Genomic DNA, 15542 nt, shown 5'->3' with positions numbered 1-15542 from the left:
ATTATGCGATTTTTTTAGTATCCACTATTTTGATTGTAGAAGTTAGGTAAGTTATCTATTTCTCTTTGAGGGAAAGGTAAATATTTCCTTTCCGGAGTGTAAAATAAACTATTTTCGTTTGAAAATTGTGATAAAACCTCATCGGCTTTACCAAATCTAATCAAATCATACAAACGTTGATTTTCGTATAAAAACTCCAATCTTCTTTCTTCTAATAATTGTTGCTTTGTTAAATTGGCTACTTCTTCTAAACCTGCTCTAGCTCTAACTTGGTTAAAAGCATCTATAGCTCTAGAATCGGTAGTGCTATCGTTTCCTGCTAAAATTGCTTCTGCGTATAATAACAATACGTCTGCATATCGTAAAACAATCCAATCATTATCTCCAATTTCACCATTAGTTGGAAATTTTGTATTAAACACATCTACAGTATTATTAGAGAGGTAAGCACCATATTCTATAGGATTTAAAGAAGCATAAAAACGTACTGGCTGCAACTCTGGCGTCATCACTTCTAAAAGATCATCTGTTGCAATATTTACACCGTTAGATGGCCCTTGTAATGTCATAGCAAAACTATGAGATTCAGAGTCTGTTTCAACTTGATCATCTAAACCACTATCGCTTGTAGCATAGTTATCGCTGCTTACCAAATCGTAAGCTATGGCAAATATAACTTCGTTATTAATTTCTAGAGCTGGGTTGTTAGACCAAGATCCGTCTAGTACACCATCGGTATACCCATCAGAAATAGCATTACCAAACACATTTCCAAAATCTATAACCAAATTAGCATAGTATTCTTGATCTGTTATTACATCTATTGTTGGATCGGTAGGATCTGCGTTAAATTCAAACTGTTCTGCATCGTCTCTTTCTGTAAACAACAAATTGTAATTGTAAGCATCGTTATTTTCTACAACAGATGCCAATAAAAGTTCTGCTTCTGTATAATTAGGATTGGGCTGACTTAAATAGGCTTTTGCCGCTAAGCATATTGCCGCACCTTTAGAAGGTCTATACCTATTTTGCGCTACACCATCTAAATAAGCAATTGATGTTTTAAAATCATTAATGATTTTTGCATAAACTTCTGCTTCTGGTAGTTGAGGATAATCTAAAGCTTCTTCTTTATTTATGTCTAAAACTTTGTCAATATACGGCACATTTTTATATGCTCTCACCAAGTTAAAATGACATAACGCTCTCATAAAATAAGCCTCACCAACTGTGTACTGTTGCGATTCTGGCGCTAAAAAACGGTTATCAATAATAGTATTTGCATGCTTTATGGTATGCATATTATTGGAATAATATGTAGCAACGTCACCATTGTTTGGATCTACGTTGTAAGATGCTATTAATGGAAAATTCCCGTTTTCTGAGTTTGCTCTTGAATTATCAGATCTTAGCTCTGTTAAATAAAATTCATTTGCTGGAATTTTTTGATAAGCATCCAAAACTCCGTTTGCTAAAAACATAAATCCGTTGTCTGTTTGCAGTAACTCCTCTATAGAAAGTGCAGTAGGGTTACTTAGGTCTAGTTCTTCTTCACAGCTTGCAAATAAAGCCATTAAAGAAAAACAAATTAAAATATTTTTATATACTTTTTTCATAACTAATTAAAATTGAAAGTTAATCCCTGCTGAAATAGTTCTAACCACTGGACCATCACCTCTTTGGTAGCCCGATGTTAATGCTGTATTAGCATTACTAGATGTTTGCCCTTGTGCTTCTGGGTTAAATCCTTCGTAACCTTTAGCGGTAAAGAACAATAAATTCTCACCTGTTATATAGAATCTTAGTCTATCAAAATTATATTTAGATGTAAAAGACTCTGGTAATGTATAACCTAAAGTTAAATTTCTTAATGCTATAAATGAAGCATCTTGTATATGGTCGTTAGTAAATCTTCTATGTACTGTTAAATCTCTATCAGGGAAATTAGAAACCTCGTTTACAGCCGATTCACTAGCATAATACAATTGGTCTAAATCTGCCACCCTTACTTCTGCGCCGTGAGACCCTTGCCATTGAAAAGCAAAATCGAAATCGCGGTAACGGAAATCTGAATTGAATCCCCAAGTAAAATCTGGATAAGGACTACCTAGCTCTGTTCTATCTTCGTCGTCTATAATTCCATCGTTATTTAAATCCTTTACATATACATCAGCATAATCATTGTTAAATCTATTGAATGGATTATCCACCCACTCTAACGGAATTTCCCTATCGTAAACCCAACCGTAGAAAGACGTTATAGGCTGCCCTACTTTTGCTATAAATTCGGTAGGCCTTGTATCTTGATCGATTCTAGAAATAATTTGCTCGTTGTTACCTAAACTTACCACTTCGTTTCTGTTTAGTGAAAAATTACCAGAAGCAAGCCAGCTAAAGTTTTCGTTGCTTATAATTCTAGAGCTTAAATCTATTTCAACACCTTCGTTCTTAACCTCTCCTATATTTTGCAACCAGTTATCTGCACCATATGTAGCAGCTATTGGAGCGAAAAGGATTAAATCTTCACTTGTTCTTACATAATAATCTAAACTTAAATCTATAAGTCCTCTACCAAATGTAACATCTATACCAGGGTTAAATTCTATTAATTTTTCCCAGCCTAAATTTTGATTGGCTAACGTTACGCCCTTAACTCCTGTTTGCCCGTTGTATCCAATTGTACTGAATGTTTCTTCGAATCTGTAAAGCGATTCGAATATGTTATTTGAAATTTCATTAGAACCTGAAATACCATAACTGGCTCTTAATTTTAAGAAAGTTACAATATCACTTGACGATAAAAAATCTTCGTTAGACATTACCCAGCCTGCAGATGCTGCTGGGAAAAACCCAAATCTTGTATTAGAACCAAACCTTGTACTACCATCAGTACGAGCAGATACTTGTAATAGATACTTTTCGTTATAATTATAATCTATTCTACCAAAGTACGATACCAACTTATCCGTACCATTATCAGTATATGTTGTACCTCCATCTGCGATGGCAATGTTATTGTTAAAATCGTCTGTATAACCTACAGCTTCAGATTCTTGTCTGTAAAAATCCCTTCTTGTGTATTCAAAACCTAGTACTGTGTTAAAATTATGTTTTCCAAAATTTTTCTTGTACTTAAGAAGTGATTCAAACGCGTATTGATTTAACTCGTCTCTCCTTTCTAATCGGTAAGACTCTTGGTCTCTGTTTTCCTGTCCGTATAAATAATCGGCTTCGTTAGTTTTGTTATGTCTAAACACACCAGAAATAGTTTGTCTAAAGTTAAGACCTTTAGCCAATTCAAAATCGATGTAAGCAGATGTATTTAAGTTTAACTGCTTTTTAGTTCTAGACCTTTCTAAAAAGTGCACTAAAGGGTGTACGTTTTTAGTAGTTGACAAGGTTAACCCACCTGAGGTTAAAGGGCTAACTAAAGGAAGGCCTGTATTAGGATCTCTAGCGATAGATCTTGGATTATTAGGGTCTACCGTGAAAACATGATCAAAAGCTCTTGAGAAGCCGTAGCTGCCTTCTTCAAGGTTTTCAAATAGCTTACCTGCATCAGTAGAAACACCTACATCTCTTGAGAAATTAGTAACATATTTTAAGTGTTCCTCATTTAAGTATAGCGGTAAATGCCCATATTGTCTTATTGGATCAGTAAATCTTGCTGGTAATCTATCTTGATCATTATAGTTAACACGTAAAGTTGTTCCAAATCTAATTTTTTTGTTTTTAGACTTGCTATCAACCTTTATTCTGGCATTATATTTCTGGAAATTATCTTTTAAAGCAATACCTTCATCTTCAAGAAAACCTAAAGATGCGCTATAGCTGGTTAGTTCGGTTCCTCCTCTTCCTGCTAGGGAATGACTTTTTACCGTACCTCCAATAAAAATCTCGTCTTGCAAGTTTTTCCAGCCATCTCCTAACGAGGCAATAAAATCCATAGCTTCAAGTTCTGCATAAGCGGTATTATAATCTCCTATTATTCTAGAATAATTTGGACTATCAACAGAAATTGCATCTACTTGACTTTGTAAACCATTTAATCTCATTCTTTCATCTGAGATTGAAGTATTAAAGTTATCATTCTTGTTAGAGTATCTGTAACCCGTAAATGTGTTATAAGAAAATTGTGTTTTACCAACTACACCCTTCTTTAGCGTAACTAAAATTACACCATTAGCACCACGAGAACCATATATTGCTACAGATGATGCATCTTTTAAAACACTTATAGATTCAATATTGTTGTTGTCAATAGTTGCTAAAATATCGGCATCATTACCTAAAACAAGCCCATCAACAACAATTAAAGGCGATGATGATCCTGTGATAGAACCTGGCCCCCTTAATGTAATTTTTGGGTCACCACCTGCTTCTGAAGCTACCGTTTGTATTCTTAAACCTGCCACTCTACCTCGAAGTGCATCTTCTACACGAGATACGGCAACGTCTTGTAAATCATCTCCGGACACTTTGGTCAATGCACTAGTTACAGTTTTTTCTTTTTGATCACCGTAACCAATAATAACAACCTCATCAAGTTGCGCTATATCTTCCGATAAAGAAACATCAATTGTTGATTGCTCTGCTACAATAACGGTTTTAGTGGTATAACCAACGTACGAGAATTGTAGAACATCTCCACTTTTTGCTTTAATTTCATAATTTCCATCAAAGTCTGTTGTTGTACCATTGGTAGTTCCTACTACAATCACATTAACTCCCGGAATTGGAAAATTATCAGCGACTGAAACAACAACTCCTTTAATTGTTTTTTCATTTTGGGCATTTATACTAATGCCCAACATTAAAATAATAGCTAAAATTAGCTTAGTTTTTAAATTCATAATTAAACTGTTTATGTTTAAAATGTTTAGTTTTTGTTTTTTTAAATACTAATTAAAATACTACTTAATCAAAACACTACAAATAACACTAGTTTATATAGAGTAATTACATGTTTAGTATTAGCAATATTATATTTAATATTCACTTCTTTTAAAAAGAAGTAAGCCAGTTAAATAAGGTTAAACGTTTGCCTCTTTTTTTAAGTTTTAATTTCATAATCATTATTAATTTTAATTGTTTGGTTTGAAAATATTTTCAAAAAACAATATTTAGAATATTAAACTTGGCATCATAATAAGTACTGGCTTTTTGTACTATTTTACCCCAAAATTGCATTTTGAAAACTGGTTTACCAATCTGGTTAACCAAATATATGTTAAATTTTTGTTACAAAAAAATATAATTGAATTTTAACATTTAAATCCAGAAAATGCCTTTTAAGTAAGTTAGTATATTCTTACTTATTACTTTTTATCTCCAAAATAAGACGGTCCTTCACCAGTTAAGAAGTCTTCTCTTACAGGGCTAAATGTATCAATAAGTTCTCCTTCTTCTAAACACACAGCGCTATGCAATAAATTAGGAGCTATATAAACGCCATCTCCTGCTTCTACAATTTGCTTAACACCATCTATTTCAAATTCAAATTTACCTGAAACACAAAAGGTAGCTTGTGTATGAAAATGTTGATGTGGAGCACCTAAAGCGCCTTTATCAAACTTTACTCTTACCATCATAATTTGGTTATCGTAACCTAAGAACTTTCTAGATACACCGCCTCCTAGATTTTCCCATTCCATGTCTTTTGTGATGATGTACTTTTCGCTAAATCTTTCCATAATTTTTAATTTAATTGATTTCTGTTAATACGTAGCTCCCTTTCCAGGTGTACGTTTTGTTGTTTATATTTAATGAATGTTGAGCCTCTTTATCATTATTTTCGTTTGAAATGATAAAGACTCTTGTTGTATTGTTTTTTGTTTCTATTTTAACAGCTGTATATGCACTAGTATCATACACAACCTCTATATTTTTAATATTACTGTAGGCATTCAAAGCCATCTCAGAAACTGGTGTATAAGTACCGTGCGATTCTATAATAGAAGCGAATACAGCATCTTTAGTATTCTTTTTGCGTAAAATTAAAGCGGGTTCTTGTCGCAAATTGTATTCCGGGTCGTTTGCGCCTATGCGTGCTAAGATAATTTCATCGTTATTGGAAGTTACCGCAGAATACGTATAAAAGGTGTTGTTTAACAACCAATTTAATTTAATATGTTTCCCGTTTGCTGTAGCGATAGCCTCTTTGTATAGGTGTTGATAACCATCTGATGTTCCCAATATTTGCGGCGTTTTTAATTTATCATACTCAAAATTAGTTTGCATAATATGCCCTAGATAATAAAAAGGTAAATCGTATTGATTTGAGCTTTTGGATTGCACTCGCATAATATCTAGAATGTAAGGGTTATTATAATCGCTATCTTTAATAATTACCATAGTTCGGTGCAATTTTGTGCCAGGGTATGCATTTTCTTCTTTGGCACTTGCTACTTGCACATTGTCTTGCGCTACACTAAAAATATATCCGTTTGAATGGTGTTTACTACCTATATCGTATTTTCCTTGAAATTGCGATGTTTCGTTTTGAACGATAGTGTTATGCGAAATGGTTTGTTTTGCCCATGTAGTGTTTTCCTTTAAGTAATTTCCACCTCCTTTTTGTTCAATGTTTACGAAACGGCTCATCCCATAATCTTGTACAACTTCGTTACCATCTTCAAATAATGCGTAAGATAATTTATCGTAGTGTCCATGGCTCAATCCGTGCGCTGTGTATTTAAACACCAACTCCATTGGTGCACTACGCAAAATACCTACACCGCCTTGATTTCCATTTGGTCCGTCTGATAATTCTATAGATTTTTTATTAAAAGGTTTAGCCTTCCCTTGTTGAATTCCTAGTGCCACTGCTAAACCAGCATCATCTAATGTTACTTCACCTTGTTTTTGGGCAATACTCAATAATTCTGGATTGTTCCCTCCAAAGTGATATGCTATATTTACTGCTGATACCAACGAGCTATTGTAGTAAGACATTCCTTTTTGTGAATCGTTAAGCAAGAAAAAATCTCCATCGGCATCGGTTAAATTCAATAAGGCGTTAACCCCCTTAAGTAGCACTCCATCTTTATACTCCAGTATTTTTAATTCTGGTTTTTTATTTTCTAATGCTTGTGCAAATATTAAAAACGGGTACATGGCATAGCGCTGGTAATAAGGCCCTTCGGTGTAATATCCATCAGGGGAAAATGGCTCATCAAGGTTTGCGAAGAACCCTATTTTACCATCTTCAGGATTTATATAGCCACCATCATTATCTTTCATATCCTTAGCGAGTTTTATGTCTTTTAATCCATAAAGTGCCGCCTGTAAAAGGCTATCATCATCCATAGCCAAAGCTATCATTCCTACGGCTACATTCCCCCAGGTACTGTGATTATGAACCCTGTTAAAAAATTGTGGATTTTCTTTTGAAATATAATTCGCAAAAGGCTTAAATAATTCTGTTTCTAGGGTCTCTCGTTCTTCCTGTGTTAAATAGTTATAGATACAATCGTAAGCTTGACTGGTATAGACCAACCAATTAGAATCGTTTAAACATTGCCAAAACAGTTTGCCTCTGGCATAAGATCTCGTTTTTGGATGCGCAGGCCATGTTGGATACTGTTCAGCATAAGAAAAGAGCATATCTTTTACAAATTTAGCATACGTTTCATCATCTAGGATTTGATATAGCACACCTGCTTTTTGCATTAAACTATAGTTCTTTTTATGTGTAGCGTGCGTATAGCCTCCAGAGTAATCTTTTGGTGTTGGTACATCAAAACCCGCTTTTATTTCAGCATCAATCTCTTTTTTTGTTGCGGCCAAGGTTTCATCAAATATGGGAATACTGCCCAAATTTGCCTTAATATCCTTAACACCTTGTTGGGTTAAGATTAAACTTGGGTGTGCTGATTCTGATTGATTTTCGTTGGATTTAGAATCACTACCATCGTTACAAGACACGATTGTAACTAAGGCAACACACAAAAGATATACATATGGTTTCATATTATTTTTTTTCTAGTTTAATTGTATTTCCAGGGCTTAACTGAAATGGTTTTTTGCTATTATTGTTTAAAATTGTTCCAGACACTTTATTTTCACTTAACAACCTTACAACAGTATTTGTTTTATTAAGGTTAACAAGCACATCTACTTCGCTGGAAAAAGCTATTGTATTATCATCAATTTTTAAATTAGATGTTGAAAAATAAATACTAGTATTTTGTTTAGATAGTTTTAAAACCTCATTATTTGTTATAGTCCAACCCTTTAAATTATCATTTGGGTTGTTCTCATCAATGCGCTTATCAAATGCTTCAAACGGAAATAAAAGTGTAATAAAACTAAAATCTGTATTTGCGTTTTTAGAAACTATTGCCCATTCCTTTCCCCTAGTGCCGTTTCGCGTCACCTTATCTACCTTTTTTAATTGGTAAATATCTAAACCTGCACCGTTAGCAAAAGTAGCCCGCAGTAGATTTGGCGCATGTGTTTCTGTATAATGTCCTTGCCATACTTGTTTGTATGTGTGAGGTGTTTTAGATTTAAAGTTATCTTTTATAACCCAAAAATCTTTTTTTAAATATACAACCTGCCTGCTGTAATCTACATTAATATTATTAAAACCGTTGTGCTTACCTATAAAAACATCTATATCCTTATCTGTAAACCACGAAACAACTTGAGGGTTTGGCAATTGTTTAAACTTACCAAAACCACTACCACCTTTGTTTGATGTATATTCTTTACCCTGTAACTCATCATCTACTAATGCTACATTTTTAGTGAGTGAATTTTTAAACAACTCTAAATCCTTTAGATAATAGCGCACTTGATAATTGGGTAGAATAACATTGCCATTTGCCATGGCTTGAACACCTAATATATCGCCATGTTGGTGGTCTGGTTTTAAATTATCCAACCCTGCGGAAATCATCATCATATTATCATTTTTTCCATAACCATCGCGCAGAACATAGTATCCTGTTGTTGGAAAACTTAAAGAAGTATAACTTGGTTTCTTTTCTTTAATATTTGAAAGCAATTTGAGTTGGGATTCACTTAAATACCAATACATTTTTGGTGCTACCTTATCTGTGGCAAAGTATCCCATTTCTGGGTCTTCAAATAACAAATACCCTAGAGTTAATACTCCAGATATATCGTTCTTTTCTGCCCAAGGTATATTAGTATCATCAGAGAGTACTGGTGCAGATTTATCGGGATAAGCAATTTTAATTAACGTAGTAAACAACGATTTTAATTTAGACTCCCAATACGCACTTACCTTTAAATTACTTGCTTTTGCCAGTTGATATACATAGTAATAGTTACCAATATCGCTAATATGGTAATGTACAGTACGTTCAAACTGAAATCCATCGTTGTTTATTTCTTTAGCAAGATGCTCTTCTAATAAAGCCATAGCATGCGTGTACCACTGGCCACTATCCTTAAAGTCTCTTAACAAAATAGCAACCATGGCCAGAGCAGACAATCCTCTGGTTTGGTGGTTTCCAGATTTAAATACTTGATTGCGCTGATACAAATGGGCACCATGCTGTAATAACGTGGCTATTGTTGTAAGCTGATCTGTATTATTATAGTCTGCTTCACCAAGAAACATATTATGTATTTGTAACCAGTTTAAAATACGGTATCCAGATCTAAAAGCCTCATAAACACCATTACCATCTTCTATTTTTTCATAATCACCAGTATGAAATGCAGTATTTAAAGATTGTAACTGTTCTTTAAAATAGCTTAAATAGGCCTTATTCTTATTATCGTAGTGATAATACAAGGCTATATCTACCATTTTGTGTTGGCGCGCCAAATGGCGCAACGCATAAGCATCTACCGGTTTTCCGAATTTGTAATTAAAAGGCAATTGCCATTTTGTGTCGGCAGGGTACTTAGCCATGTGGTCTAGTGCTCTTTCTACATGTTCTTTTTCAGCACTTGAATAAACCGAGATGTAGATTTTAAAACGTTCCTTAAAATTTTGCCAATCGTAGAAATAACGTTCAGAGAATTTATCCCTAAAATATTTTGCCAAGGCAGAAGTTGAGATATGTTTCGTATTGAACTCAGCTTTTACATCCTCTTTAAGATATTTAGATAATTCTTCAACAGGGATAACCGCATCAGATGGTATATTCTGAGAGAAAGTATTAGCTGTAATTGCTAAACAAATAATTGTAAGTATGTATCTTAAAATGCTCACAAATACGAATTAGTACATTAACTTTAGTTTTAAATTTTCTTCAACCTTAATTTTACCAGAATTAATAATTGTGTTACCCGAATGCGTATTGTTTTTTGCGCCCCAAAGCAATGCCACAAGATTTACAGGATTGTTCTTAAATGTATTATTAACAATATTTACATTAATAATTCCTCTGTGATTTAATAAAATATTATTTTCTTCCTGTGCGCCACAGTTGGTAAATGTGCTATTTACAACCAATAGATTTCCGCCAATGGTAGATTCATCGTATCCGCCACGGTAATAATCTATTACGTTTTGTTTTACTTTATCAAAGGTGCAATTTTCAACGGTTAAGTATTCGGTATTGTAATCGCCTTTATCGTTGGTTTCTTCAGAAAGCTCTAAACCATTGAAACAATTTGAAATGGATGTATTTAAAAACGTAATGCGTTCTGCGAAAGATTCTTTATAGACTTTCAACACATAGTTAAAATCACTAATATCACAATGTGTTACCGTTAACCCAAAATGAGTAAACATGTTTTCTTTTAGAGATGCAAAAGCTTTTTGGCTATTGGCTCCTTTTAATGAAACGTTTTCGATATTAAGAAATCCCTTAGGGTGCAATTCTAATAATGGCGTATCTGCTTCACCTTCGTAAAGTAAGGTAACACTCCCCTTTTTATTGGCCTTAATTGTAATATGCTTATTAATTACAATTGATGATTTTACAAGATGCTGTCCTTCTTCAAGTAAAATGATGTCGCCCGATTCTGCTTTATCTATTTTAGATTGAATATTATCGGTTACCGAAATATTTATCGTTTGTGGTGCTCTAGCTTCTTTTTCGTTGGAATACCAACTGGCACCATATTTAGATTTGTCTAAAATTGAAGGAACAGTCCCCTCTGTAGATATTACGGCCCCAATAGTGTTATTCTGATTTCGGGAATTCCCAAAAAGATCATTAGAAATACTTTCAAACTCAAAACCCTGATAAGGTTCAATATCTAAATCACTACTTGGTAACAGAATATGTGGTGCTACTTTTTCCACATTAAACGACTTGGCAATAATACCTTCATACCCTTTAAAAGCAACACCTTGATTATTCACTGCATTACTTTTAAATGTAACACCATCTGCTTTATCGTGCTCCACTACTATAGTTTCATTGCCCTTTTCATTGTAAATTACATTGTTTGCCACAATGGTTCTTAATGGTCTTGCAGAACGAATTTCTGATGGTGGCAATACGTCTTTCTGACTAATATTTGTACCAACACCAAACTGCCAAGGCGCATCACAATTTACATAGGTATTGTATGCAACCACTACATCTGTAACTTGGTTGTAACGGTTTAATGGCGACTTTGGAATACCGTTCATAACCGCCAGTGGACTCCTAAAGCTTTCGCCTTTAAGATTGTAGAAATAATTATTAGTTACCCAATGCCCAGTATTGATTATTCTAATGCCACCAATATTTTTATTCTCGCCATCTCCAATAAAATAATTGCCATCTATTTTACAATAGTTTCCGTGGCGTGTTACCAGAGAGCCTTCGCTTTTATAAAACACATTATTTCTAAACTCGTTAAAATTGGTTTTACTGGAAATAATTTCTACTTCACCATTACACTCTTCAAATAAATTATTGGCAACTAGGGTATAACTGGGCGACATGGAAGAATAGCTATCGCCTATTTGAATGGTTTCTCCACTTGGACCGCCTTTTGGAGGTTTGGGCCCAAAATGATTTCCAATAATTTGATGGTAATTATTAATATGTGCGTTACCTTTTAAATCTACTCTTATGGTTGGCCCTCTGTTTGTTTTACCTGCTATATAGCAGTTTTCCAAGGTATTATGCCTTCCCCAAAATTGCACCCATCTATCAGAATCGTCACGATGCATTTTATTAAAATCTTCAATAACGCAATCGGAAACCGTACAATGGTTCCCTATAGTTTCCTCATCTATTCTAAACTCAATTACAGCATCACTTGGTGAATACCCGTTTTTAAAATGCAAACCTTCTACCACTAGATAATTGCCCCCAAATTTTAAGTGGGACTTACCACTAATAATTACCTCTCCATTAGTTTCAGCTTTAAGCGTAATAGGGTTGTTTTTTTCGCCATTGGCTTTAAAATTTATTAGAACATTTTTATAAGTCCCGTTTTTTAGAACAAGAACTTCTCCAGGTTTAGCCTCAGATATCGCATTATTTAGCTGCTCTATATCTGAGATTAATAATTTAGATTCTTGGTTGCTTTCACAACCAAGAACCACTGTGACTAATACAAAAACTAAAAGAATATGTCTCATTTATTTATTTTTAATGTGCTACTTTTAAACTACAGTTTTTCAATTACTTAAAAATCTAAAAGGTTAACAGAAAACTATGCGTTATGCAAGAAGAATTTACATCTGTAAATTGGTTAACCAGTTTGGTTGACCAATTTATGATATTATTTTGTTATAACCAAAATGCTAGTCATAAATTTCACTCTTTAACATTTAAAAAATATTTAATAAAACACACTAAACACTAAGAAATTAGTATTAAAAATCTTAATTAATGCTAAAAAACCAAATATTGAACTTAAAATGTATAAGGGAAGTTAAAAAAAAGTACTATTGAAAATGCAGATATCACTTTCTATAATTGGCAATAATTAAAAAATAAATGCCTAACTATTATTTTACAGCCTCTAAATAACAAAAAAACCTAATATAAATTTATCAGGTTAATATTCAACTTAAGAGCTGGATTTCTTAAAGTATTCTTTTTTGTAAATACTTGCTAAAAACTAAATACAAAGCTCCACATATTATCCAAGCAGGTAAGGTTACAAACGATAAAAAAACATTAAACTGAACGGAAATAAAATAAAACACACCAAAACTAATAGCCCATGCATAAAGGACAGATTTATTAAAATTGATATTGGCCTTTTCTGCATAATTTTTAATAATACCTGTTTGTTTATTGAAAAAATGTTCAAAAACTATAATAGCTCCAATAGGTGATAGAATAAAACCATACAAAGCTACAAAACCAAGAAGTTTCATGGCGAAAGCTGGAAATAAACCTGCAATAGTTGCTACAGTACCCGCCAAAATTGTAACTTTTGCAGTAGAAAATTTAGGAAAAATAGCTTGAAAAGCTAATCCTGCTCTGTAAATGGTTGGGTTAGCTGTTGTCCATCCTGCTAATACTACAGCTACAATACCAAATACGCCAATAGCATTATTTGCCAAAGGCCCTGGTGCTACAGGTGGAGCCTCCCCATTCGTTAAAAAAGCCTGTGCTTCGGGAGATTTTAGGTAAACCGCATATAATAGTGCTGCTGCGATCCACGCCATGTAATGCCCTACGTACATACCTGCAGCCGTAGCCCAACCTGCTCTAGCTTTTTTAGCAAACCTAAAAACCGATAAGTCTGACATACCAATATGCATTGCAGCATTAGCAAACCAAGACCATAGCATAACATGCCAAAAGGTATATTTTGTTTGACCTGGAAAAGGCTCTGAACCTTCCCCCCAAATATTCCAAAAATCTGAAAAACTATCTACTCCTAGTTGATGTAACGCCACAATACCACAAGCTATAAAAGCAGCAACAATAAATGGAGACATCCAATTAGCTGCTTTGGTAACAGTATCGTAACCTCTTGCGGCAATTATAGATATTACAGCTCCAATAAAAATAACTATAACTATCCATGTCACGCCATTAGGCATGGTATCAGTTAGTTTAGGCATAGGCATATTAAAAGGAATTCCTACCGCCGTTGCAGAAACAGTTATCATAGAACCTGCCAAAAAACAAAATAAAATACCATTTGCAAGATTGTAGCCTGTAACTAATTTTTTTCCGCATATTTTTTCTAATTGGTAATACAGTGTTAATCTATTTTTAACAGCTATTTCTGCCGTTAAAAAACGCCAACTTAATACTGCTAACAAGTTACCGACTAATAAACCAACAATAAGGTCGAAGGCACTAACTCCTGTTGTTAAAAACAAAGGCCCAATCATAAACTCAGTACCTGCTGCATGCTCACCAGCATACATCCCTATAAAGCTTTTCCAACTTTTAAGTTTAGATGTTGGCACTGGCTGCCTTTCAAATTCTCCTCCTGCTATTTCTTCAATATCTTCATTTATATTAAACTGGGTCATAATTTAGTTGGTTTAGTGATATTTATTTGATCAAGTGATTGGAAAAATCTTGTGTACTTTCGCAACATAGTTGTTCCATAACCTGTTGTACCTCTGTTTTTAAGAGCGAAATAGTATGATTGCCTCCTTTTTTTCCCAATGCAGATACACCATACATAAAAGAACGCCCCATAAATGTAAATTCTGCACCACAAGCCATTGCTCTGGCAACATCTGGCCCTGAACGAATACCACTATCCATCATTACCGTAATTTTATCACCATACTTTGCAGCAATAGTCTCTAAGGGTTTTATTGTAGATTGACCAGCATCTAATTGCCTCCCTCCGTGGTTAGAAACAATTATTCCGTCTAAACCTAACCTTATGGCCTCTTCAGTGTCCTGTTCAGAAGCAACGCCCTTTAGTACTAATTTACCTTTCCACATATCTCTAATAGGCTTTATTTTGTCTTCATTTAATCTGCCGCTAAACGTTTGATCCATAAATTTACCTAGTTGCTTTAAATCTAAGCCCTTTGGCATATAAGGTTTTAACGTTTCAAAAGAAGGTTGCCCATATTTTAAGGTATTAAATGCCCAATTTGGTTTACCCAGTACTTGAAGTATATTTTTAAACGACATTTTTGGGGGCATTGCCAAACCGTTTCTAATATCTCTTGGACGAAAACCAAATGTTGGAACATCACATAAAATAACCAGTACTGGGCACTCTGCTGCTGCTGCTCTATTAATAATATCATCTCGCAAAGCGTTTTCGGTTGGATGGTATAATTGAAACCACGCCTTACCTTCTGTTAGTTCGCTAGCGCGTTCTATACTGGTAGTAGTTACTGTACTAAGTATAAAAGGAATATTGTGTTGAAATGCAGCCTTTGCTAGAATTTCTGATGCATTTGGCCACATTAACCCCTGTAAGCCTATAGGTGCTATCCCGAAAGGCGCATCGTATTCTAAACCCAAAACTTTTGTTCTCTGCGATGAGCCGCCATGGTTTTTTATATAATTAGGTTTAAGTTGTACCTCTCTAAGTTCTGAGGTGTTTCTAAGCAAATTAACATCATCATTACAGCCACCATCTAAATACTCAAAAGCAAACTTTGGTATTTTTTTTTGAGCTCTCTTTCTTAAATCATCAACTGAGGGGTAACGGGTATCAAATTTTATAGCCAT

General features: G+C 34.1%; 8 protein-coding genes. All 8 read right to left on the bottom strand.

Features of this window, described 5'->3' with window-relative positions; genetic code table 11:
* Positions 1-14 precede the first annotated feature (14 nt).
* The 8 genes from CLV33_RS08140 to CLV33_RS08105 all read right to left on the bottom strand — a co-directional run bounded on the left by CLV33_RS08140 (position 15) and on the right by CLV33_RS08105 (position 15542).
* Entirely contained in the window at positions 15-1616 is a 1602-nt protein-coding gene (locus CLV33_RS08140) for a RagB/SusD family nutrient uptake outer membrane protein (RefSeq protein ID WP_105473488.1), read from the bottom strand.
* Between the two features lie 6 nt (positions 1617-1622).
* Positions 1623-4853 (bottom strand): SusC/RagA family TonB-linked outer membrane protein, encoded by a 3231-nt coding sequence (locus CLV33_RS08135; RefSeq protein ID WP_105473487.1) that lies wholly within the window; start codon positions 4851-4853, stop codon positions 1623-1625.
* Positions 4854-5318: 465 nt separating this feature from the next.
* A complete protein-coding gene (locus CLV33_RS08130; protein ID WP_042244750.1) occupies positions 5319-5693 on the bottom strand; it encodes a cupin domain-containing protein in 375 nt (124 codons plus the stop codon).
* Between the two features lie 10 nt (positions 5694-5703).
* Positions 5704-7971 carry a heparinase II/III domain-containing protein gene (locus CLV33_RS08125; protein ID WP_105473486.1) on the bottom strand — a complete coding sequence of 756 codons (2268 nt, stop codon included), beginning with the start codon at positions 7969-7971 and terminating at the stop codon, positions 5704-5706.
* Position 7972: 1 nt separating this feature from the next.
* Complete coding sequence (locus CLV33_RS08120) at positions 7973-10192, bottom strand: heparinase II/III family protein (protein WP_211297544.1); 2220 nt, start codon at positions 10190-10192, stop codon at positions 7973-7975.
* 9 nt (positions 10193-10201) lie between these two features.
* The gene (locus tag CLV33_RS08115) at positions 10202-12508 is read right to left on the bottom strand and encodes a chondroitinase-B domain-containing protein (protein ID WP_105473485.1); all 2307 of its coding nucleotides are present in this window, start codon (positions 12506-12508) and stop codon (positions 10202-10204) included.
* A 450-nt stretch (positions 12509-12958) separates the two neighbouring features.
* Complete coding sequence (locus CLV33_RS08110) at positions 12959-14371, bottom strand: purine-cytosine permease family protein (protein WP_105473484.1); 1413 nt, start codon at positions 14369-14371, stop codon at positions 12959-12961.
* 22 nt (positions 14372-14393) lie between these two features.
* A complete protein-coding gene (locus tag CLV33_RS08105) occupies positions 14394-15542 on the bottom strand; it encodes an alpha-hydroxy acid oxidase (protein ID WP_105473483.1) in 1149 nt (382 codons plus the stop codon).

Source organism: Jejuia pallidilutea, from assembly GCF_002973595.1.
GTDB lineage: Bacteria > Bacteroidota > Bacteroidia > Flavobacteriales > Flavobacteriaceae > Jejuia > Jejuia pallidilutea.
The sequence above is the reverse complement of the archived record's forward strand: the minus strand, read 5'-3'. Positions and strand labels throughout refer to the sequence as shown.